We start from the raw sequence: 21907 nt of genomic DNA, 5'->3' as shown, positions 1-21907 counted from the left end.
ACTGAGATAACTACGATGCCAAAGAAAATAGGGATTTTGTTTAAGGTATTCTCCAGCAAAGATTACAAGGATAATTTTCTTGATGGTCAATTATATATGAACACAATTGACTACTTCCGGAAATATGAAGAAGAGCTGGACGGGAACATTGCAGATAGGTTTGAGGCGCTTACAGGGTGGCTGCAGCCGCATGATTTCATACTAGATCTAGAAGTTAATGGCGAAAAATATACCTTGAACCCGGACGATATGGCTGCGCCGGCGACAATAAGCATGAAAAAACATGACCATGCAAATGTATATTGCATGACTCAGCTGCACTCTCATGACATAGACATGTCGTGTGTCAGAGGCGTGGAAGAAGAGCAGCTTCTGAGAGAATATTTTACCTTACCTAAAGAAAGCGAAAACCTAGGTGCATATCTTGTAATCATACTAAATCCTGCAGCTTTTCTCGAAAGGGTAAGGTTGAAGGTTCGGGAGCATATAGAGAGGGGAGAGATATATGCTTACCAGGCAAAACAGGTGATTTATTATGATGAAAGTACTGCCAGCCTAACCTTAAAGAACGATATGGAGGCACCTTTCTACAAGCAAAGTAAATATGCACATCAATCTGAATTCCGATTGTGTCTCTTAAGAGATAATCATGATAACAAGGCTTTTCCACTAGAGATTGGAAGCATCAGAGACATAGCAATAGAGATACGCACTGAAGAATTTAACAGCTTGATAGAAATAAAAAGAAACTAATCCTCAAAGCCGGCTATAGCCGGCTTTTTAATGACTGAAAACCACAAATGAGGCAACAGCATGAAGCGCAATCGCGTTAACGTGCTGACCGTCGTCAACTCCGCTTCAAACATCACGACTGAAACCATCGACGGCAAGCCACATATCGTGGTTCGAGGCATCACGCCTGTTGTCGACGATATCGTGATGAACCGGAAGTTGTACCCGGCAGCAGAAATTAGCAAGGCGTATAACACGCTGGAGCGTAATCCGATGCCGCTCGGCCACCCGAAGGTGGACGGCAAGCACGTATCGGCGCGCGATGTTAGGGCAGTCAACAACTACCACGTCGGAGCTTGGCTGCAGAACGTGAGTCACACCTACGGCAAGGTAACAGGCGACATGTACGTTGACCGCCGCTATGCCGAATCCAGCGAAAAGGGTAAGCGCCTGATTAACCGCCTGGATGAAATGGCCGCCGGCACCAACGCCGAGCCGATCCACATCTCAACCGGCCTGTTGTATTCCGGCATCGCTGCTAACGGCGAGTCGAAAGGGAAAAAGTACAACGAGATCGCAACCAACATGATGTTTGACCATGTGGCGGTGCTTCTGGATGAGCCGGGTGCCGGAACGCCTGACGAAGGCGTTGGCATCTTCGTTAACTCTGATGGTGAAGACCAGAAGATTGAAGTAGCCAGCCTCTCTGAGGCATCCAACTGCACCAAAGAGGGCCTCGTTAACAAAACGAAGTTCTTCTTCACCAACGCCTCAAATTTCAGCTTTGACGACATTCAGCGCGCCCTGAGCGACAAACTCCGCGAAGGACGCACTGATGACAAATGGCTGTGGCCCGAATCGGTCTGGCCGGACACATTCATCTACCGCGATGACGCGGAATATTTCAAACAGAAGTACCTCATCGGCGATGACGGCAAGGCCGTGTTCGTCGGCGAACCTGTAGAAGTCGTGCGCAAACCAACTGAGTACGAAATTAAAACCAACGGAGAAAACGATCCGATGAAAAATCTGATTATCAATGCGCTGAAAGCCGCTGGTAAGCCGACCGAAGGCAAGTCTGATGCCGAGCTGATGGACGCTTACAACCAGATGGCAGCCGAAAAGGCAGCGCCGAAAGAAACGCCAGAAGAGAAAGCCGCGCGCGAGAAAAAAGAAGCGGACGACAAGAAGGCCAAAGAGACCGCAACCAATAGTGAAGAAATGCCAGCTTGGGCGAAATTGCTTGCTGATGACTTAGCTGCCGTTAAGTCAGGCTTGGCTGTTAACGCTGACAAAGAAAAGTCAGATAAACGCGCAGCCGTTAAAGCCAAGTTTCAGCTCGACGATCTGGCAGTTAACGCACTGGACGGCGCGGCGCTGGATGGCTTGTATGCGCAATGCCAGACATCTGTAGGCCTGATTGGCGGTATGCGTCATCAGGTAAATACCCAATCCCTCAGCGAAATGCCGGAGTAAAAAATGGCTAAAGATGGAAAGCATGTAATTCACGCTGGCGGCGTGTTCCCTAATCCGCTGCTCAACCGTGAAGGCGCAGCAGCCGCTGCAACTAAGCCCGGCACCATCGGCTTCTTTGATGCAGGAAAGTTCACTGCATCGGTTGATGGTAATGAAGAAGCGATTCTTTATGTCGCCAACTACGACTATCTGCGCTGCCTGACGGTAGATGACAGCATTCCTGCTGGCGAGCTGGTCGTTGGCATTCAGCCAATGCAGGGCATGTTCCTGAACGTACGCGCAGCGGCAGGGACCTATAAAAAAGGCCAGCCACTTTCAATCGCTGACGGACAGGTGAAAGCACAGGCCGACGGCGAATCAATCCGCTGCTTCGTCGAAGAAGATAAAGCGTACACCACTGCTGCAGGCGATCTGCTGCGTGTCGTGATCAAGTAAGGAGCACCTGAATGTTTGTATTTTCTCGTTCCATTGGCGAGCGCACCGGAAACCTTGAAGTTAACCAGGCGCAATTCGCTGAGCTGCACATGGCGCGCAACGAAGGTGCTCAGGCCGCTGCCGATTTTCTCGGTCGCGTTCGTGGCATTCGTGAAGATGCCGGCCGACTGGATGCTGTCAACGCCGTTGACGATATCCGCCGCCTGTATCGCGCATTTGATACCACCGTTCTGGCGCAGTTTGAGCCAACCACTCAGTTCACTCTGCTGAATGACCTGATGCCACTGGCTCGCTCTGTGCGCATCGAGCAGTCGCGCTACGACTACGCTCGCACCGGCGGTCGTGGCTGGGCTCACACATCCATGAGCGGCCAGATTGGCGCGGCACTGGATGCGAAGTCCTACACCTTCGACGGCACCATGGTTCCTATCCATGATTCCGGCTTCAAGTTCACTTGGCGTGATCCGATCTTCAACAGTCCGTCAGCGCTTCAGTCGCAGGCCGATGCACAGCGCGGCTCTGTAGAGGATGTGCAGCGTCAGTACGTTGACTACATGTTCAACGGCTTCCGTGACTCAGAGGGCAACTACGTTAAGTTCGACGGCCTGACATGGAAAGGCCTGAAAGAAGATGAGCGCGTGGCTCAGGTAACACTGACCTTTGACTTTGCTACCAGCACTGACCCGGTTGCACTGCGCACCAATGCTATCGCGCTGCGCGACGTGGTTCGTGTAACCAACAGCCAGTATGCGCCGCAAACCTGGTATGTCTCTGCTGAGATCATGTCGAACCTTGAGCGTTATTTCGACGTGAACGCGACCCGCACCGTGCTGGAAGAGCTCCTGAAGCTTTCCGGCATTGCGGCCATCAAAGAAGATGCTCAGCTGTCCGGCAACGAAATCCTGATTGTTCCGCTGACCGCAGGCGTTATCGCACCGGTTGTCGGTCAGGCTATCGGCACCGTTGCGGATCCGCGCCCGTTCTACAACAGCGATTACATCTGGCGCACATGGGGCGCGATGGGCCTGATGGTTAAGCAGGACATCAATAACAAATTTTCCGTCATCCACGCCTCTTAAGGAGCAGATAATGGCACTCGTAAAGATTCTGGCTTCAAACCTCTTTGCCGGTGCCAACTTCCAGAAACTGGAGGTTGGTACGGTTTATGACGTTGACGGCGCGATCGCTGAGAAGTGGGTTAAGCAGGGTAAGGCTGAAACATCCAAAGAGAAGGGCGGCGAGAAGCTGTCATTTGAAGTGGCAACGCCGTCTGCTCCGGTCAGCAAAGACAACTCTGTGCTGGAGTCGAAACTGAATGATGCGCTGGATCAGCTGAAAGCCTCGCAGGATGCGGCTGAAGCGAAAGACAAAGAGCACGCTGATGCACTGGCGGCGGCTAACAAGCGCGCTGATGATGCAGAGGCAGCGCTGGCAGCGGTAACCAAAAAGGATAGGTAACCATGGCAGCCCAAATCACGCTGGATGACGTTAAGCCGCTGATGGCTGAGCTGGGCTTCACGGTTCCTGACGCCGTTCTGCAGCTGTTGATTGAACAGGTCAGTGCTGCTTCGGCCTGTATGGACGGGGCGGGCTACTCCGAAAGCCTGCAAAAGCTGTTGCTCATCTATGCAGCCGCGCGATTAGCCGCCCTGTCCGGCGCCCGTAAAATATCATCACAGTCTGCTCCTTCTGGTGCATCCCGCTCGTTCACCTATGACAGTGCAGGCACAGATCATCTGTATAAGCAGATTCTGGCGTGGGATACCAATGGTTGTCTTGGCGGCCTGCCGATATCTGGAGTGGCTGTCGGCTTCTTTGACGTCGTGGGAGGCTGCTGATGAACTGGCAATCACCTGAAGCCAAGCCAAAAGCATTTGAGCGCGTCTGGCTGAAAACGTCTGATGGCCGGCAGACAACCGGGTACGTGAACAGCAGCGGTGAATGGGTTTTTAACTGCAAGCGCATAGCGGCTGAGAAGCCTGCTGTAATCGGCTGGAGGGCCTGACATGTCGTCACTTGCTAACTGGTCATACACCGCGCAGGCGACGGTCTGGAGGCGCTCCGGTGCCAGCAATGATTACGGTGACCCGGTGTTTGATGCGCCTGTCGTTATCGCCTGTGATTATCAGGGCGGGCTGGCAAAACGGCTGGGTGACATTGGTACGGAGCGGGTGGTCAAAAACACGATCTGGACCGAGTATGCGCTGGCGGATGCAGGAGATTACATTCTGATAGGCGTCTCTGCTGAGACTGACCCCATTGGCGCAGGTGCGGATGAGGTGATGCAGGCCATCCGCTACGCAGACACCTTTGAGCGTCTTGCTGACGACTTTGCCATCATAACCGGAGCATAACCATGGGCGTGAAAGTGAAAGGTGTGAGCAAGGTCAGCAGGAGCGTTAATCGGGCTATCGACAGCATTCAGGACCGACGCGTCATTCGTGCACTGACAGGGGCGATGATTGTTGGTGCGGCGCAGGCGGCACTCTATACCCCAATCGACACCTCGTATCTGCTAAACAGCCAGTTCCGGGAGATTGTCGTCAACGGTGCGCTGATAACCGGCAGAGTGGGCTACACGGCAAGTTATGCCGCTTACGTGCATGACCCGGCCGTTCCTCAGCGCTTCCGCCGCCCAACCGCTCAGAAAGAATTCCTGACGAAAGGCTTTGAAGAAAGCCGGGATGCGATTGAGCGCGTGATACACAGGGAGATGACGCTTTGACACCTCCTATGCATACGCGGGTTCGCGACCTGTTTGCTTCAGCAGGCCTCACAGATGGTTTTGTCACCCAGCTGCTGGTCTGGAAGGACACGGGAAAGCTGACGGATAGATTTCTCGTTTTCCGGCCAAATGGCGGCTCCGCCATCCGTAACGACCTGGGCTCTGAGTATTACGTGCTGGTGGATGTGATCGGCGCGAAGGACGGAATCGGGGCGGCCGATGCTGCTGCGCAGGCGATTACTGACTATGTGCAGCAGAACCCGATGCCGAATGACTGTATCGGCCATATCGAAAACGTAGGCGGCATGCCTGCACCCGTTCTCACCACTGAAGGAAGGCTGGTTTACCGGCTGCTATTCGCTTGCCTCTATGGAGAGTAAGCAACACCCACTCAAACAAGGTCGCCCGGTGCGGCCTTTTTTATTATCTGAAATGAGGTAAGCAATTATGCAAGGTTGCCCAACCGAGAACGGCAAGCTCTTTGGCCGTAACGTTGTGCTGGAAGTAGCGCTCGGCTGCCCGGATACGGTACCGGCCGAGTCGGAATGGAAAGCGCTGGCGGCAGGCACGTCAAAGACGCTGGATTTCTCCCCTAACACCACCAACTCTGACGCTGATGACACCGGCGGCTGGGTGGAAAACCTGACCACCAACGCAGATGGTACCGTGAGCTTTGAGGGCGAGGTGCGTAAACGCGATCGCCTGGACCAGTTTGGTTTCGGTAACTTCGTGAACTACTTCACCACTGAAATCGGCGCCGGCCGCCAGCCAACCATCTGGGTGCGCGTAGAGATCGGCCCGGTTGAGTTTCAGGGCTACATGGTGATCACCGCGCTCAGCACTGACGGTGGTACCAATGACATCGTAACGTTCAGCACTGAGTTTAAAGTTGCCGACGGTACCACTGTTAAGGTCACCAAGGTTGAAGACGAAGATACTGTGGCAGTAACCGGCGTGACCGTTTCTCCACAGACCACCTCCGTTGTTGTTGGCGCAACGCGTCAGCTGAACGCGACTGTCAGCCCATCAGACGCTACTGATAAATCTGGCGTATGGACGTCTTCCGATCCGACTAAGTTCACTATCAACAGCAGCGGTCTGATTACCGGCGTAGCCGCCGGCACCGGTACCGCCACGTTTACTACCAATGATGGTGCGAAAACGGCGCAAACCGCTGTCACTGTTACCGCTTCCTGATCCATTACAAAGGGCGGTCACGACTGCCCTTGATAATGAACCAGGAGAATTTATGGCCCCGGTAAAAGAAATAGGTGAATGCCTGATTACAGTGGGCGAAGAGGATTACTTCTTCAGGCCCTCATTCGCGAACATGATGAAGATTGGCGAGCCGCAGGAAATCGTTCAGGCGTTCTACGACCTGCACCATGATGAAGTCACGCCACTGCTGCAGCGCGCGCTGCATGCCTACGGTGTTATCCCTGCCTGGCTGAGTGAGCATATTGGCAGAACCAGTTACGGACGGCGCGCATATCAGGCCGCCATGACGGTGCTGTCTGCCTGCTGCGATCGTGACGCCACAAAGCTGACGGGCGAGTATGTTCTAGGCAGAAGTGGGCGGCGTGCGATCATGCTCAGGCCCGGCATTATGGATGCTTTCGCGCTGCTGGCTGTCGGGCAATCGCTGATTACGCACGGCATCATCGGTAAGGCTAAAATCAGGCAGTTGCAGCGCTATGAAACCGGGCAGGCAGTATCTGAGTTCCGCGCCTTTGACTACATCAACGCGGCGCGCAATCACTTCAGCATTTCACGCGCTGAAGCAGAATCACTGACCATGACTGAGTTTCAGTTACTTCTGGCAGCCAAATATCCAGACCAGAAAGGCTTCACGCGTGAAGAGTACGATGCGGCCACCGATAAATATCTTGCCCGTCAGGCGAAAAGGCGCGCAAAAGCCGCGTAATTTTGCGAGTAGTTGCGTTTTTCTCTTGCTAGGATTTATCCTATGCTTTTGCATTCATAGGCAGGGAAATCCATGAAATATCTTTTTGCTGTGCTCCTGGCTGCATCATTTTCCACAATGGCTAATGATGAGCTTCAGAATGAGGGTAATTGGTTCTTTAAATCGCAAGTCAATAAAATGACTGATGCAACTGATGTAGTTGCCATTAACGGCTCCAAAGATGTTTATACAAAAAGGGGGCTTGAAAGAAATACATCCCTTGTGCTGAGGTGTAATGAAAACCAAACAGATGCCTATTTGTCTGTTTATGACTATCTTGGCTCCGGCTCGCCACGAATAACAATTCGTTACGATGGTGGGAAGCCTAAAAAATCAATATGGCAAGGCGGAGAGAGAGGAAACTCCGCCTTTGCTCCAAATGCTGTGTCATTTATTAAAGAGTTAATGAAGCACAAGACAGCAGTAATAGGCTTTGAGCCCTATGGCTCTACAATGCAGGCCGTAGAGTTTGATTTGTCAGGTGTTGATGTTATGGCAAAGAAGATAGCTGAAGCCTGTAACTGGAAGCTCTAACCTCACTTGAATTATAAACCTCGCTCAGGCGGGGTTTTTTTATGTCCGGAGATTAGCAATGGCAGGCACCCTTAACGCTGGCAGCATCGTTTATGAAGTAGACATGGACACAGCTAAGCTTCTTGCTGCGCGCCGTGAGGTAGATGCGGCGCTCAATGGCCTGTCAGGCAATATGGGTCGCCTTGAAGCCAGCGTGACACGCACGGAGCGGTCTGTCAGTGCCATGCAGGGCAGCCTTTCCAGCCTGTCGAATATTGCCAAAGGACTGGCTGCTGCGCTTTCTGTACAGCAGGTTGCAGCATGGGGTAATGAGTGGGTTACGGTTAACAACAAACTCGCCAACTCTGTGCGGGCAACTGAACAACTGGCGGACGTCACTCAGCGCGTATTCGATATTTCGCAGAGCACCATGAGTGGCCTGCAGGCAACGGCGACATTATATGGCCGACTGGAGCGCGCCACCCGCAGCGCCGGCACCAGCACAGAAGACCTGATAAAGCTGACGTCCACCATTAATAAAGGCCTGGCGGTTTCCGGCGCGACAACTGAAGAAGCCAGCTCGACTATGGTTCAGCTGTCGCAGGCCCTCGCATCTGGCGTTCTGCGCGGCGAGGAGTTTAACTCTATCTCTGAAAACGGCAGCCGTCTGGCTGTCGCACTGGCTGACTCGCTGGGGGTGACTATCGGTCAGCTGCGAGGGATGGCGGCACAGGGCGCGCTGACTACTGAAGTGGTGGTAAACGGCCTGCTGAAGCAGGGCGACGCAATCGCAAAAGAGTTTGCGAATACCACTATGACAATGGGGCAGGCGTTTACTGTTGCCACCAACAACATTACGAAGTTTGTAGGTGAGTCCTCTTCTGTTCAGTCAACTATCAACGTTTTCAATACCGGCATCGTTTCGCTCAGCCAGAATCTTGATGCTATAGGCGGCGTGCTGGCAACCGTCGCCACGATAATGGGAAGCCGTTTTGTTGGCGCCCTTACTATGGCAACCACTGAGAAAGTCAGAAAGGTCATAGCGACTCGCGAAGAAATTGTTGCTGAAAATCAGGCCGCACAGGCTGCAGCCAACAAGGCTACCGCCGATTTGCGGGCATCAGCAGTTGCTAAAGAAAGAGCCCTTGATGAAGTTCGTATCGCCCAGGTCATGAGAAATTCGTCGATTACAGCTGCGAATCTGGCGGCGGCAGAGGTCAGGTTGTCAGCTGCAAGGACTGAGGCTGCCACCCTGACTGACAATTACAACCGGGCGCTGGTGGCAAATGCAGCAGCACAGGATGCAGCCGCTGCTGCGGCAGCGCGGGCAAGTCTGGGCGTACGGAATCTGGCTCTCAGGGCGCTCGGGCTGATTGGCGGTCCAGCCGGAGCGGCCATGCTTGCCGGTGCTGCAATTTATTATTTTTATCAGAAAGCGCAGCAGGCCAAGCAGGAAGCAGTCGACTTTACGGACAAGCTGACCGGGCTTGTGAGCAAGATGAAAGACATGTCTCAGACGCAGATAGCAGCTGAGATTGCCAAATCAGCTCAGGCAATGCGCATACAGTCAGAGATGATTGATGATCAGCGGCAGAAGGTTGATGGCCTGATTGGTGCTGTCGAAAGCTACAAGCGGTCTCAGCGCATATATGGCGAGTCTACCCGCCAGATGGAGAATATGCGTGATGCACAGGAAAGGCTGGCAATTGAGCAGGGCAAGCTTGAGGAGATGGAAAGTCGGTACAGTAAGACCAAGAATCTCACCAGCATACTCCAGGCGCAATACAACGGCGTTCTGGAGCAGGGTATCGACCTGTTGAAGCGTGATGGGCATGAGGCCGGGGTAGCATCAGGACTGATGAACCAGCTGGGAAATTCAATAAATTTCGCTGCAAAAGCAAAAGAGAAGTTCAACGCTTCAAGCCTGCAGGTACAGCGTCCGGCAAAGGTGCAGGACTACCTAGATAAGCTGCTCGAACAGGTTGAGATTGAAGGTGAGATCGATGCGCGCAAGCGCTCCCAGCTGAAAGCCGAAAAAGAGATTCGGGCTCTGGGTGGCGATGATGCTGCAGTCAATCTGGCACGCCAGCGTGCTGGCGCCGAATATGACGCACAGCAGGCGCAGCGTGATCTGAAAAAGGAAACCAGCGCTGCTGCCAGTGAGCAGAAAAAAGCAGCCAGTCAGGCGGAGAGCATTGCGCAGAAGCTGGCGAATCTGAAGCAGCAGTCAGAGCTTGCCGGAGAGGGCACAAAAGAGCTGAGCCGGGAGCAGGCCATCCTGACCGCGCAGCAGTCTCTGGGCAAGGGCGCTACGGAGGCGCAGATCGCTCAGGCAGGCGAATACGCGGCCCGCAAGTGGGACGTGGCTAATGCAATCAAGGCACAGGCTGCGGCTGAAAAACTGTTGCCTGAATCACGTGAGAATGCGAGCTACAAGCAGGACCAGGCAGATTTGAATGCAGCCCTGAGCGCCAAAAAAATCACTCAGGAGCAGTACAACGCTACGGCTGAAAAGCTGGAGCAGGATCACCAGGCGAAAATGGCGCAGATACGCGCTGACCAGGCTGTCACCCCGCAACAGCAGTCAGCCGGAACGGTAGACCCGGTACAGGCGCTGGCAAACGAGCATGCGCGGAAGCTCGCCCTGATACAGCAGTTTGAGCAGCAAAAGACGCTGACGGAGCAGCAGGGACTGGCGCTGCGAAATGCGGCCAACACTGAGTATGAGCAGAAGCGGGTAGCGGCGCAGTGGGAGATCTGGCGGAACCAGAGTGCGGGCAATGAGGCGCTGGCTGCTTCTTTCGATGCGCTGGCAGGCAATGCCTCAAATGCGCTCACCGGCATCATCACCGGCAGCATGTCTGCTGAAGAGGCGATGCGCTCAATAGGCAGTACTGTCCTGAACAGCCTGGTTAATACATTTGTGCAGATGGGCGTTGAGTGGGTCAAATCCGCAATCATGGGACAGGCGGCGCAGACGGCGGCAATCGGCACGGTAACTGCTGTGCAGACGGCAGCAACTGCGACGCAGACAGCCACCAGCGTAGCCGCAGCAGCAACGACTACTGCAGCATGGACACCTGCCGCGCTGCTTGCGTCAATTGCTTCGATGGGTACCGCGGCTGCAATCGGCCTCGGTGCCGTTGCCGGTATCGTTGGTATGAGCCTGCTCGGTAAACGGAAGAATGGCGGACCGGTCACCGCCGGCGGTATGTATCAGGTGGGGGAAAGCGGCCTGCCTGAGATATATCAGGCCAGCACCGGCAAGCAGTACATGATACCGGGCGATAACGGCAAGGTGATCAGCAATAAGGATTTGCAGGCATCAGGCGGCGGAGGTGTGGTTATTAACATCCAGAATTACACCTCTGCTTCGATTGATGCACAGGCAGGCAATGATGGGAAAGGTGGCCTGACCGTAGATGTGATTGTTGCTGACCTGAACAGCGGCGGACCAATCAGTAATGGCATAACCAGCAACTTCAATGTTAAACGCACGCCAAGGGGGCAGGGCTGATGCCAATTATCGACTATCCCGACTGGCTGCCGCTGGCGCAGAAAGCCAGCAAGAATATGACGCTGGATACCGGATTTCAGTCGGATCAACCGGCGGTCGGTCCGGCCATTTTTCAGCAGATGACGGACGACCTCAAAGTGACCTGGTCACTGACGTGGATATTCACGCTGGCAGAGGAAAGAGCCTTTCAGCAATGGCTGCGCAGCCCAAATTACCTCAATCGCGGCCTGAACTGGTTTCGCATGCGGGTGGACATTGGCGGCAGCGGGCCACAGCTGCAGGAGCTTCACTTCACGCAGATGCCGGTGCAGACCAGCATTGACGGCGGCGTTGTCAGATGGACGGGAACGGTGATAGCCAATCGCCTCAACAATCCTGATGACGACTTTGACGACATCATTGTTGAGCTGCCGCCGCCGTGGGATTCATGGCTGGATATTGTTGTGACCGGTTATCCTGATAATCGCGATCCGGAGTCATTACCGAGGGTTCCCTGATGCCATCATTTCGTGAATACCGGCAGCAACGTCCATCGCGGGCGCTGTATGACACGCTGACCTTTTATCATCCGTCTTTTGGCTATGTCAGGCTGGTTGATAAACAGTTCTACGATAAAACGCTGGCCGGGGTGGTATACCGCCCGGCGCGCTTTGAAATTGAGGAAAGTCAGCAGAGCGGAATCCCGGTGATTGACGCAACCGTAAAGCTCGGTCGTGTCTCTATGGACGTGAAAACGCAGATGAAGAAGTGGCGCGGCACCACCCGCCTGACGCCTATCGTGGCAACGCGGCAGGTATTTGACAGCGGAGATACCTCAGCGCCGATTAAGTCGTGGACGCTGTACGTCAAAACGGTGGATATCGATGCGGAGAGCGCCTCCGTAACGCTGTCCGTTACTAACCCGCTCAATAACAATGTTGGCCGCCTTTATGACCCGCGAGAATACACCGGACTGCAGTACCTCTGATTTTATTGCACGTATGATCGGCGTGCCATGGTCAAACCGTGCCTGCACGTCTGATGCCGTGGACTGCTGGGGGCTGGTGGTTCTCTATTACCGGCAGGTGATGGGGATTGAGCTGCACCAGACTCCTGACTACGAATCCGGCGCAGACTTCTTTACCTGCTATCAGGGTGACGTGGTTTTCTGGCAGCAGGTGCCGCATCCTGCAGAGGGCGGGATATTCGTTGGCTATACCGGCGCGCAGCCGGCGCATGTCGGCCTTATCCTCGGAAGGCAGGCGCTGCACTCGCGCGGCGAAAACGGCAGCGTCAGGCAGGATTCTCTGATGTTAATTCAGCGGGTATTCACCAAAGTGGAGTATTTCAGATATGGCGCTGGTTGAACTGCAGCGATTTCCCGGAACGCCGAAAGAGCGTTACAGGGTGCCTAACGGCACCTTTTTTTATGCCTGGCTGACAGATAATGACAGCGCGCTGCATCGTGATCTGCTGATCGTGCGCAACGGCGTGAAGCTGGAGGATGATGATGAGCTTGATTTTGAACTGACCGAACTTGACCACGTTCAGATATTCGACCAGCCCAAAGGCGTCTTAGGCGACATCCTGAGCCCGATATTCAAGGTGGTGGGGCAGGTGTTTTCGTTTCTGATGCCAAAGCCAGCCATTGCCAATACCGGCGGCAATTCGGTGGATTCACCAAATAACTCCCTGACCGGCCAGACTAACACCGCACGCGTATATAAGGCCAAGCCTGACATCTACGGGCAGGTACGATCGTTCCCTGACCTGATTCAGGAGTCGGTGTTTGAGTACGTTACGCAGAACGCAAAAAGTGGCGGCCTGAAGTATGTCACCGAGTGGATGTGTATTGGCATCGGGAGCTATGACTACGACTCCGTGCGCTATTCAGAGTCCAGTCTCGGATCGCTTGCCGGCGCGGAATACCAGATTTATCAGCCAGGGCAGGTTATACCCGAAATTGTGGAGGGGTATGGTTTTGATGATGTGGACGGGCAGGAGATACCCGGACAGAACGAGGCCAGTGACTTCCCGATCCAGTCAGCTACTGCAAAGACCATGGTCAGCGGCAGCTATTCCGGCGGCCAGATGGCGATTAAAATCGTCAAGCAAGCAGAATTCGACTACTTCAAAAATCTGGTTCTGCCGCATGCAGTGACATTTACCATCAACGTCACGTACAGCACCGCATCAGGAAACGTCACAACAGACGCCACCTACTCAGGGACGCTGATATCTGCGGTTGAAACAACAGACGGCGCCACAACCAATCCGGTCCGCTGGTACACATTTACCTTCAGCCAGTTGGAAGGACCGCAGGACATTCCGGCCAGCGCCACAATCAACACGTCTAAATTCGTGCTGAACGACAATGAAGCACTGGTGGTGGGGCCGTTCTTCTCTCCGGTTGCATCAAGTCAGCTGTGGCTGCACACGCAGTCCAGCCTAGGCGGAAAGAAAGAGACCAACTGGAAGGTGGTGATCTGGAAGATTAATGATGACTACTCGCAGGTGCCTGGAACAACCCAGACTTTCACATACAGGCAGCCCACACCTCACCAGTCAACCAGCGAAGTGTTTTACCGCACAGACAAGCTGACGCCAGCAGCAGGGTTTGGAAAGTATGCCGTCAGCCTCCAGCGTACTGACAACTCCAGCGATGCTTCTATCCTGAAGGTGGAAGAGATTCACAGCATCAACGTGCGGCGTAACGTAGTGCATCCTGACGATACGCTGGTGCGGGTTAAGGTCAGGGCTACAGAAAACGCGCTGGGCAGCCGCGAGCGAAAATATAACCTGCTGGCTACGCGCAAAACCATCAGCTACAACCTCGACACACGGGCAGTTGATTACACGCTACGTGCCTCCCGATCATTTGCTGACGCCGTCGCACATCAATGGCTGATTATCGGTGGGCAGCCGGTCAGCAGCATTGACCTTTACGGGCTGTACGCCATCGCAGAGGCATTGCCGGATGCGCGACTGGGATATTTTGACTACACGTTTGACGATGAAAACGACTCGCTTGGAGACCGCATTCAGGCCATCTGTAATGCCGCAAGTGTCATCGCATTCATGGATGACAACGTGCTGACGTTCACACGCGATCAGCGCGTTGCGAACCCGGCAGCCGTATTTAACCGTGCCAACATGAAAACGGATGAGTACAAAATAACGTATGAAGCGACGCTTCCTGGCGGCTACGACGGCGTGCAGGTCTCCTACGTACATCCGACTACGAATAATAAGACTTACATCAACTACCGCATACTGAACGGCGCCATCACTCAGCAGGAGGCAGAAAAACCGAACAAGATGGAAATTGTTGGGTTCCGCAATGAATTTCAGGCCAGAGAGCGGGCGCTGCGTGAGACAAAGCGCCTGATGTACTCCCGCGCCCGGATGAATGCCAAGGTGTTTGAGGACGGTATTATTCAGGTCGGCAGCGTTATCCAGATGCCTGATATCTACGACAGCAACGAGCAGCAGGGATACATCACTGGCCGCAGCGGCAATGCGTTTGACACCAGCGAGCCAGTAGTTTTTACCGGGGATATGTTTGTGCTGGTAACAGACAGCTTGGGTAATCCGACAAGGCGCTATCCTGCTACTCCGCGCAGCGACACCCGCTATGGCTTTGTGGCCGCAATTCCTGACATTCAGCTCAACATCTGGAACGGCGATACAGTTCAGTTACCGTCGCGATATCTGATAGCCACAGTGGCTGAAATGGATGCGCAGCTCTGGACGGTTAATAGCATAAAACCTAACTCTGACAGCACGGTTTCTCTGACTGTGGCTGAGTACAGCGATCTGATTTACTCCTAACTTCATCTTCTGACACATAGGCCAGCCAAGCGCTGGCCTTTTTCATGGAAAAAATATGACTACACAGCCAACGCAAAACCGGGTACCAAGCGAATCACCACGTGATTTGAAGTTTAACGCCGGGAAGATTGACGAGTTTGTTACCTCGTTGGTGAATACCTACGTAGATAGATTTGGTAGTGAGCACTACACAATCGAGGGTTTGCGCTGGTTAGCGCAACAGGCTATCTCACAGTATGGCTGGATTCCTGTAGGCACATTTCAGGCTGGCGCAACGCTCACGCTGCCAAACCAAATCCTGAAAGACACAATTGACGGTGAGTACTACCGCTGGGATGGCGCATTGCCTAAGACTGTACCATCTGGATCAGCGCCAGAATCATCGGGTGGCGTAGGCGTAGGTTCATGGATAAGCATTGGTGACTCTTCGTTAAGACAATATCTTTTCGATAACGGGTTTCTTATAAGAACCGTAAAATATTATGGCGCCACTGGAGATGGATTGACCAATGATAGCGCTGCATTTTCTGCAGCCGATTCATGGAGTGTGTCTACCGGGCAAACTATCCGAGTGACTAAAGGCGGATATCTGGTTAAAAATCTCCAGCTGTCAGGTAGTTGGGTATTTGACGATGATGCTTCAATTATTGGCAATATATCTGGCTCAGAAAATGTGATTCTTGCTGGTAACGGGCTGAGGCTTGAAAATTGTACGATTAAAAGAACGCTTTCATCGGCTCCTGCTGATGGCGATTTTGGTAACGCCATAAGAATTGGTACTTACCGGCAGCCTGCTGGGGGGACAAACAGCAACGATATTAAAATAACGAATGCCAAGGTGTTTTGCCTTGGGGATATTCAAGCACAATCAATAGAGATGTTGGGTGATGTCTATAATGTTGACTTAGATGTCACGGTAATTGGTCCGGGTGGTGCTGTGGTGGCACACTGGGGTGGCGACGTGGGTGATGAAGGGCATTCTTCCACAATCACTTATACATACCATCCGCATGACTTAAGAATCAATGTAAGATCTGTTCCCGACTCATCTGGTGTTGGTGGAACTAACTCACTTATTCTTAGCGCATGCTATGGCATAATAGCTAATGTCTACAGTGAGAGCGCTACACGAACGTTCTGGTGTTTCCCAGGAGATGTTTACGATGCGGTTGCTGTAGCAAGGGATAAAGGTAAGGTTTGCACCGGGATCAAGGCAACAATAATTGCTAATCAACCTGTTAACTCATCCTCGCCTGCAATACATCTTTCAGGTATGCCAGCAACACCAAGAACCTCAAGCCTAGCTGGCTACGGTATAGATACAGATACGCAAATGGATTTTGATGTTAATGCCTCTATCAATTGCGGAACAAAAGCTTACACCAGCCCATTAGTCATTGTTGAAGGTGTCAGTACATCTAAGATTAAAATAAGCAAAACTGGATCTGATATTGGTGCTGGATATTGGGCTCAAGTCCGTTATTGCAGCATGATAAGCGCTGATTTTAACGGCTGGTCTCATCAGGGCGTTCGTGTTGCTGGGGTCATGGGATCTACAGTTACAATTAATGGAGCATGTCCTGAGGGCGCCAATCTGGACGTATCTCGCGGATGCGATATTCAGACATTTGTTAGCGGCGCGTTCAGTGTTGTGAGTGCCATTTCTACATCGTCATCATCCATGTCAGTATCTGCATCCGGGCAGGACGCGGTTATATTTGCCGGCACATACCTAACCTACCTCGGTAACCCTGTAGCTCGCGTCATGAAAAGCTACCTATGCAAAGCTGGGGTAACAGTTACTGTGCCAGTTCAAGGAGTAATATCTGCCGTTCCTGCGGGTGCTTCTGTGGCATTTAGTATGCCATGCGAGGGAACAGTAATAAGAGGAACACTTGAAGGATTCCTAAACAATTACGTCTTGGTTAACGCCTGGGGAGTGACTTTAGACATTGATTCAAAGTCGTCGAAACAGCACTCCATTGTATTCAATGGTAACTATATAAGAGGGGTCAAACTAAAAGGGTCTGTAGAAAGAACCGGAAGGTCATCGGATACTACCCGCTCAGATATCTTCATTCCGTCAACCATTACTTTACGCGGTCTAACAGTATCGATGAGTTTTGATCCTGCTATCGTTAACCCATACGTTTCAAGCAGGTTGCAGTACTCAGGGACAAATCATACTGGACTAATAGTGTCTGACTGCGTAGGAACCCCCACATTATCTGGCATATCATTTTCTATAGCCAATAGTGATGTTAATGGAGCAAATTCCCAGGCGCAGATATATGGGAATAAAGTGGACGATTTCCAGGCTCCCAATGGCGTCATGACAGGTATGTATGCAGGCAATGTTTTCATAGGGAACAGCAGGAACGACGGGATACCGACTACAGGATATTGGTCTCGGGGCTCTCGCCTATACAACAACAACATAGTCGCAGGAGGTCAAGAGGGTTACGTGTGTACCGCTAGCGGATCTCCTGGTACATGGAAAGGGTTTGGAGTGATATCTTCATAACCTGTAGAGCGAAACAAGCCGCATTAATTGAACCGTAAAATGTAATGCTCTATTAGCAATTACAGTGATTAAATTAATGCGGCATAGCTTTATCTACCAGCCAAAGTGTTTGTTTTCCTGTTTTTAATATTATTGTAAGGCATGGCAAACAAATAGTAGGATGCAACAACGCATATACCAGAAAAAATAACGGTGTCTAAAGGGGATTTCAGGGATATGTTACATCCTATCATGGAGAAAAAAGAGACCACTACTATTTTAGTGGCCTGCTCTGTTCCGCAGAATACTACTGTTGACTTACCTATCTCACTTAAGAATTTAAACTTAATGATATTTGAAAGAATTATTTGAGGAATAAACAATGCAACGGTAGCAAAAAGAGAAGTCATATTTCTCATGAAGCTACTGCTAATATATGCGTAGATTCCATAAGGTTTGTAAAAAGAATATATGGAAAACAACACAGACAAAAAGCAAATCAGAAGCAACAGAGGATTAGTCCAGTTTTTAGGTCTACTATTTGCTTCACTCATGAGCAATGGAGATGCCAGACTTCCAATTGTGTAAAAAACGAAGTAGTAGATTGCACTATCTATATTCCACGGTAGTGATGGATGGCTTGCTATAGAGAAGTGGCCGGCTATAAAATAAAGGGCAAGGGATAATAAAAAAACATAAAGATCATTTTTTAATACCAATCTCGCTATGCAGTAATAAACTATTACCATGAACAAGCACGGCAAAAACCATAAGGATGTTGCAAAAATATTATTCCTTATCGCCAATATCAAAGATTTCAATTGCATAAGTGTAGCATGAGAATCAAGACCACCCTTTAAGCTATATATCAGTAGAGATATGAAGCCAAATATAAAATATGGGACCAGAATTGACTTAGCACTTTTTATTACCGTGTTTCTAGCATCTGAAAAGGTGGACACCTTTCGTGCAAATAGTCCAGATATAAAAAAGAACAAAGGAACATGGAAAAGAAAGACAAATGGGTGCAGATACCCGGCATTTTTACCAAAGTGTCCTAAGTATATGTAAAAAATGCCTATGACTTTAAGTGTGTCTACCCATTCAATCCTTTCACTCGCACTGCTTGCCATTCATCCCTCTCTTGATAAAAAGTCTGTACGTCAATGTAATTATTTTGTAAAGAGTAAAACATAAATTAGGGCCATGTAAAAGCCCCTGAATGCGGCAAACATGTACCAATCCGTTGTTAACAGGCGACAGAGCGAGAGGCTAAACATTAACCACTCGAACTGGCACCAGAAAATAAATATCTATGCCTGACAGCAGCTTTGAAAGATATACCCCTAACGCATCTTGATCAGATCCACCGATCGATACTACTGTATCTATATACAGTTATTATCAGAGGAGGATTTGACCATGCCACGCGAGTACCAGATCAAAGAAGCATTCATCAGTTCCATCAAGCGCGCGCCATCAGGCCGCAGTACCGTCACCACTGCTGACTTCGTAGAGGAGCTGGAGCGCGTTAACTGGCACTTCACGCTAAAGCAAGCCAACGACTGGATACGCAGCCACACAACCACGTTCCGCGACGCCTCAACGCAGGAGGGCGAGAATATGACGTGGTTCCGGTTCAACCCTAATGGTGGCCTCTGATGGGATTCCCTTCACCGGCGCAGGACTACATAGAGCCGCGGCTCAGTCTCAACTCAGTATTCATTCCCAACCCGGCCACAACGTTTCGTGTCGATATCCCGGACGGCTTCCTGCTGGTTGACTCAGCTGCAAAGGTAAAGCCCGGCAACCGGATTGCGTATCAGTGGAACGGCTACTCAGGGCTGGGGAAGATGTACCGCAACAGCCTGGTCACGGAAGAGGGCGAGGTGATCGAAGGTGAGCCGCTGAATGATGTCATTGTGCTGGGTAAGGTGACGTGCGAGGTACGGCACGTTTATGACGATGGCCGGCCGACTATATAGGTGAGACAGATTTGGGACATGCAAAGGGTTGAACCGGTTTCCAAGCCTTTGCATGTTTTCGCATCGTGGGACGTGTGAGCGCGGTCAGATGCGGGTAAGTTTATGTTTTAGAAGTAAGCTGTCGCATCGGACATACGATGTTCGGGATCGATACGCGTAATAGACATGCTGTTCTCCTCTGTTTTTTGCTGCGCCAGCCTGGCATAACCGGGCTGCGATGTCATCTGTTGTGGTCGCGTCTGCGGAATCCTGACATAATTACAGTGTTTTTCAGGTTACAGGTGAGGATGTGTGGCAGACGATTTTGCAGCAGATGGCGCGTTAGCGCAGGCAATTCCGGGTTTTAAACCGCGTGCGGCCCAGCATGAGATGGCACAGGCGGTCACGGCAGCGGTAACGCACGGCGGTGAGCTGGTGGTGGAGGCGGGCACCGGAACCGGTAAAACCTACGCCTATCTGGCGCCTGCACTGCGCGCAAAAAAGAAAGTCATTGTCTCTACCGGCTCCAAAGCGCTGCAGGATCAGCTCTACAATCGCGATTTGCCCACCATTGCCCGGGCGCTCAAATTCAGCGGAAAAACTGCGCTGCTGAAAGGCCGCTCTAACTATCTTTGTCTCGAACGTATGGAGCAGCAAAACCAGAGCGGCGGCGATCTTACCGTACAGGCGCTGGGCGATCTTATCCACGTGCGCAGCTGGTCATCGGAAACCAAAGATGGCGATATCAGCAACTGCGCCGGTGTCGCTGAAGATAGCCCTGTCTGGCCTTACGTCACCAGCACCAATGACAACTGTCTTGGCAGCGACTGCCCGCTCTATAAAGAGTGTTTTGTCGTAAAAGCGCGTAAAAAAGCGATGGATGCTGACGTTGTGGTGGTCAACCATCATCTGTTTCTGGCTGACCTGGTGGTCAAAGAGGGCGGGTTTGGCGAGCTGATCCCGGAAGCGGACGTAATGATCTTTGATGAGGCACATCAGCTGCCCGACATCGCCAGCCAGTACTTTGGCCAGCAGCTCTCCAGCCGTCAGCTGCAGGATCTCGCCAAAGATATCATTCTTGCCTATCGCACCGAGGTGCGTGATGTGCAGCAGCTGCAGAAATCTGCCGATCGGCTGGCGCAGTGTGCGCAGGATTTTCGCCTGACGCTTGGCGAACCCGGCTTTCGCGGTAATCTGCGCGATCTGCTCAGCGATAACAACGTCATGCGCATGTTTACTCTGCTGGATGATGCGCTGGAACTCTGTTACGACGTCATTAAACTCTCCCTGGGACGCTCAGCGCTGCTTGACGCGGCCTTTGAGCGCGCGGCGCTCTATCGCACCCGCCTGAAGCGTTTACGTGCCATCAGCGAACCCGGTTTCAGCTACTGGTATGAATGTACCAGCCGGCACTTTACGCTGGCGCTGACGCCGCTTTCAGTTGCGGAGCGCTTTCGCGAAGTGATGGATACGCGTAAAGCGGCCTGGGTGTTTACGTCCGCCACGCTGGCGGTGAATGAACAGGTCGGGCATTTCGCCAGTCGGCTCGGGGTTGAGCAGGCGCAGACGCTGATCCTCGACAGTCCGTTTGACTACGCCCGGCAGGCGCTCCTGTGCGTGCCGCGCAACATGCCGGAGCCGAATGCGCCTGGCGGGGCCCGGCAGCTGGCGCGGATGATGAAGCCGCTGATTGATGCCAATAAAGGACGCTGCTTTTTTCTCTGCACCTCACACAAGATGATGCGTGAGCTGGCGGCCGAGTTTCGTGCATCAATGACTCTGCCGGTGCTGCTGCAGGGCGAGACCAGCAAAGGGCAGCTGCTGAAGCAGTTCCTGGAGGCGGGTAATGCGCTGCTGGTTGCCACCAGCAGCTTCTGGGAAGGTGTCGACGTGCGCGGCGATGCCCTGTCGCTGGTCATTATTGATAAACTGCCGTTTACCTCGCCAGACGATCCGCTGCTGAAGGCGCGCATGGAGGATTGCCGGCTGCGCGGCGGCGATCCGTTCAGTGATGTGCAGCTGCCGGATGCAGTAATCACCCTCAAACAGGGGGTGGGGCGTTTGATCCGCGACACCGCCGATCGCGGCGTACTGGTGATTTGCGATCAGCGTCTGGTCTCCCGCCCCTACGGCGAACTCTTTCTCAACAGCCTGCCACCCACGCCGCGGACCCGCGATCTGGCGCGTGCGATCGACTTTGTCCGGCAGGCTGAGGAACACTAATTTATGCCGCTTTGTGATAAGATGCGCGCCATTTTGATTCTCTGAG

General features: G+C 52.4%; 22 protein-coding genes. 21 read left to right on the top strand and 1 reads right to left on the bottom strand.

Annotated features, from left to right (window positions below; genetic code table 11):
* The first annotated feature begins 15 nt into the window (after positions 1–15).
* From B4M48_RS10225 to B4M48_RS10140, 18 genes are all read left to right on the top strand, one after another.
* Positions 16–753 (top strand): hypothetical protein, encoded by a 738-nt coding sequence (locus B4M48_RS10225; protein ID WP_288656564.1) that lies wholly within the window; start codon positions 16–18, stop codon positions 751–753.
* Positions 754–813: 60 nt separating this feature from the next.
* Positions 814–2208 (top strand): DUF2213 domain-containing protein, encoded by a 1395-nt coding sequence (locus B4M48_RS10220; RefSeq protein WP_288656562.1) that lies wholly within the window; start codon positions 814–816, stop codon positions 2206–2208.
* A 3-nt stretch (positions 2209–2211) separates the two neighbouring features.
* Complete coding sequence (locus B4M48_RS10215) at positions 2212–2643, top strand: hypothetical protein (RefSeq protein WP_288656559.1); 432 nt, start codon at positions 2212–2214, stop codon at positions 2641–2643.
* An 11-nt stretch (positions 2644–2654) separates the two neighbouring features.
* Positions 2655–3722 carry a major capsid protein gene (locus B4M48_RS10210; protein WP_288656557.1) on the top strand — a complete coding sequence of 356 codons (1068 nt, stop codon included), beginning with the start codon at positions 2655–2657 and terminating at the stop codon, positions 3720–3722.
* A 10-nt stretch (positions 3723–3732) separates the two neighbouring features.
* The gene (locus B4M48_RS10205) at positions 3733–4101 is read left to right on the top strand and encodes a hypothetical protein (RefSeq protein ID WP_288656554.1); all 369 of its coding nucleotides are present in this window, start codon (positions 3733–3735) and stop codon (positions 4099–4101) included.
* Positions 4102–4103: 2 nt separating this feature from the next.
* Positions 4104–4481, top strand: coding sequence for a DUF7370 family protein (locus tag B4M48_RS10200; protein WP_288656552.1), 378 nt, complete (start codon positions 4104–4106; stop codon positions 4479–4481).
* 168 nt (positions 4482–4649) lie between these two features.
* Positions 4650–4997 carry a hypothetical protein gene (locus tag B4M48_RS10195; protein WP_288656549.1) on the top strand — a complete coding sequence of 116 codons (348 nt, stop codon included), beginning with the start codon at positions 4650–4652 and terminating at the stop codon, positions 4995–4997.
* Between the two features lie 2 nt (positions 4998–4999).
* On the top strand, positions 5000–5368 hold the full coding sequence (locus B4M48_RS10190; protein WP_288656546.1) for an HK97 gp10 family phage protein: 369 nt from the start codon (positions 5000–5002) through the stop codon (positions 5366–5368).
* On the top strand, positions 5365–5748 hold the full coding sequence (locus B4M48_RS10185; protein ID WP_288656544.1) for a phage tail termination protein: 384 nt from the start codon (positions 5365–5367) through the stop codon (positions 5746–5748). The genes B4M48_RS10190 and B4M48_RS10185 overlap by 4 nt, the downstream gene beginning before the upstream one ends.
* 67 nt (positions 5749–5815) lie before the next feature.
* Complete coding sequence (locus B4M48_RS10180; protein ID WP_288656541.1) at positions 5816–6565, top strand: phage tail tube protein; 750 nt, start codon at positions 5816–5818, stop codon at positions 6563–6565.
* Between the two features lie 52 nt (positions 6566–6617).
* Positions 6618–7292: a DUF6246 family protein gene (locus B4M48_RS10175; protein ID WP_288656539.1), complete on the top strand. Its 675-nt coding sequence runs from the start codon at positions 6618–6620 to the stop codon at positions 7290–7292.
* A gap of 72 nt (positions 7293–7364) precedes the next feature.
* The gene (locus tag B4M48_RS10170) at positions 7365–7865 is read left to right on the top strand and encodes a type VI secretion system-associated protein TagO (RefSeq protein WP_082032636.1); all 501 of its coding nucleotides are present in this window, start codon (positions 7365–7367) and stop codon (positions 7863–7865) included.
* Between the two features lie 58 nt (positions 7866–7923).
* Complete coding sequence (locus B4M48_RS10165; protein WP_288656536.1) at positions 7924–11361, top strand: tape measure protein; 3438 nt, start codon at positions 7924–7926, stop codon at positions 11359–11361.
* On the top strand, positions 11361–11858 hold the full coding sequence (locus tag B4M48_RS10160) for a hypothetical protein (RefSeq protein ID WP_113655402.1): 498 nt from the start codon (positions 11361–11363) through the stop codon (positions 11856–11858). Before B4M48_RS10165 ends, B4M48_RS10160 begins: the two co-directional genes overlap by 1 nt.
* The gene (locus B4M48_RS10155; protein ID WP_288656531.1) at positions 11858–12328 is read left to right on the top strand and encodes a hypothetical protein; all 471 of its coding nucleotides are present in this window, start codon (positions 11858–11860) and stop codon (positions 12326–12328) included. Before B4M48_RS10160 ends, B4M48_RS10155 begins: the two co-directional genes overlap by 1 nt.
* 13 nt (positions 12329–12341) lie before the next feature.
* Positions 12342–12707 carry an NlpC/P60 family protein gene (locus tag B4M48_RS10150; RefSeq protein WP_288656959.1) on the top strand — a complete coding sequence of 122 codons (366 nt, stop codon included), beginning with the start codon at positions 12342–12344 and terminating at the stop codon, positions 12705–12707.
* On the top strand, positions 12694–15171 hold the full coding sequence (locus B4M48_RS10145) for a host specificity factor TipJ family phage tail protein (protein WP_288656530.1): 2478 nt from the start codon (positions 12694–12696) through the stop codon (positions 15169–15171). The genes B4M48_RS10150 and B4M48_RS10145 overlap by 14 nt, the downstream gene beginning before the upstream one ends.
* Positions 15172–15226: 55 nt before the next feature.
* The gene (locus B4M48_RS10140; RefSeq protein ID WP_288656527.1) at positions 15227–17695 is read left to right on the top strand and encodes a hypothetical protein; all 2469 of its coding nucleotides are present in this window, start codon (positions 15227–15229) and stop codon (positions 17693–17695) included.
* Between the two features lie 89 nt (positions 17696–17784).
* Here the strand turns inward: B4M48_RS10140 and B4M48_RS10135 are convergent, their stop codons facing one another.
* A complete protein-coding gene (locus B4M48_RS10135) occupies positions 17785–18807 on the bottom strand; it encodes an acyltransferase family protein (RefSeq protein WP_288656524.1) in 1023 nt (340 codons plus the stop codon).
* A gap of 289 nt (positions 18808–19096) precedes the next feature.
* Between B4M48_RS10135 and B4M48_RS10130 the strand changes: the two genes are divergently transcribed.
* From B4M48_RS10130 to B4M48_RS10120, 3 genes are all read left to right on the top strand, one after another.
* A complete protein-coding gene (locus B4M48_RS10130; protein ID WP_288656522.1) occupies positions 19097–19336 on the top strand; it encodes a DNA polymerase V in 240 nt (79 codons plus the stop codon).
* The gene (locus B4M48_RS10125; RefSeq protein WP_104085021.1) at positions 19336–19659 is read left to right on the top strand and encodes a phage repressor protein; all 324 of its coding nucleotides are present in this window, start codon (positions 19336–19338) and stop codon (positions 19657–19659) included. Before B4M48_RS10130 ends, B4M48_RS10125 begins: the two co-directional genes overlap by 1 nt.
* Positions 19660–19950: 291 nt before the next feature.
* Positions 19951–21861 (top strand): ATP-dependent DNA helicase, encoded by a 1911-nt coding sequence (locus tag B4M48_RS10120; RefSeq protein WP_039384744.1) that lies wholly within the window; start codon positions 19951–19953, stop codon positions 21859–21861.
* The last annotated feature ends 46 nt before the right edge of the window (positions 21862–21907 follow it).

The organism is Pantoea sp. UBA6567 (assembly GCF_002434165.1).
Lineage (GTDB): Bacteria > Pseudomonadota > Gammaproteobacteria > Enterobacterales > Enterobacteriaceae > Pantoea > Pantoea eucrina.
This window is presented reverse-complemented; position numbering and strand designations above follow the sequence as displayed.

Coding starts and splice junctions, on each gene's coding strand:
- B4M48_RS10225 (WP_288656564.1), top strand. CDS start 16: ATGCCAAAGAAAATAGGGATTTTGTTTAAGGTATTCTCCAGCAAAGAT.
- B4M48_RS10220 (WP_288656562.1), top strand. CDS start 814: ATGAAGCGCAATCGCGTTAACGTGCTGACCGTCGTCAACTCCGCTTCA.
- B4M48_RS10215 (WP_288656559.1), top strand. CDS start 2,212: ATGGCTAAAGATGGAAAGCATGTAATTCACGCTGGCGGCGTGTTCCCT.
- B4M48_RS10210 (WP_288656557.1), top strand. CDS start 2,655: ATGTTTGTATTTTCTCGTTCCATTGGCGAGCGCACCGGAAACCTTGAA.
- B4M48_RS10205 (WP_288656554.1), top strand. CDS start 3,733: ATGGCACTCGTAAAGATTCTGGCTTCAAACCTCTTTGCCGGTGCCAAC.
- B4M48_RS10200 (WP_288656552.1), top strand. CDS start 4,104: ATGGCAGCCCAAATCACGCTGGATGACGTTAAGCCGCTGATGGCTGAG.
- B4M48_RS10195 (WP_288656549.1), top strand. CDS start 4,650: ATGTCGTCACTTGCTAACTGGTCATACACCGCGCAGGCGACGGTCTGG.
- B4M48_RS10190 (WP_288656546.1), top strand. CDS start 5,000: ATGGGCGTGAAAGTGAAAGGTGTGAGCAAGGTCAGCAGGAGCGTTAAT.
- B4M48_RS10180 (WP_288656541.1), top strand. CDS start 5,816: ATGCAAGGTTGCCCAACCGAGAACGGCAAGCTCTTTGGCCGTAACGTT.
- B4M48_RS10175 (WP_288656539.1), top strand. CDS start 6,618: ATGGCCCCGGTAAAAGAAATAGGTGAATGCCTGATTACAGTGGGCGAA.
- B4M48_RS10170 (WP_082032636.1), top strand. CDS start 7,365: ATGAAATATCTTTTTGCTGTGCTCCTGGCTGCATCATTTTCCACAATG.
- B4M48_RS10165 (WP_288656536.1), top strand. CDS start 7,924: ATGGCAGGCACCCTTAACGCTGGCAGCATCGTTTATGAAGTAGACATG.
- B4M48_RS10160 (WP_113655402.1), top strand. CDS start 11,361: ATGCCAATTATCGACTATCCCGACTGGCTGCCGCTGGCGCAGAAAGCC.
- B4M48_RS10155 (WP_288656531.1), top strand. CDS start 11,858: ATGCCATCATTTCGTGAATACCGGCAGCAACGTCCATCGCGGGCGCTG.
- B4M48_RS10150 (WP_288656959.1), top strand. CDS start 12,342: ATGATCGGCGTGCCATGGTCAAACCGTGCCTGCACGTCTGATGCCGTG.
- B4M48_RS10145 (WP_288656530.1), top strand. CDS start 12,694: ATGGCGCTGGTTGAACTGCAGCGATTTCCCGGAACGCCGAAAGAGCGT.
- B4M48_RS10140 (WP_288656527.1), top strand. CDS start 15,227: ATGACTACACAGCCAACGCAAAACCGGGTACCAAGCGAATCACCACGT.
- B4M48_RS10135 (WP_288656524.1), bottom strand. CDS start 18,807: ATGGCAAGCAGTGCGAGTGAAAGGATTGAATGGGTAGACACACTTAAA.
- B4M48_RS10130 (WP_288656522.1), top strand. CDS start 19,097: ATGCCACGCGAGTACCAGATCAAAGAAGCATTCATCAGTTCCATCAAG.
- B4M48_RS10125 (WP_104085021.1), top strand. CDS start 19,336: ATGGGATTCCCTTCACCGGCGCAGGACTACATAGAGCCGCGGCTCAGT.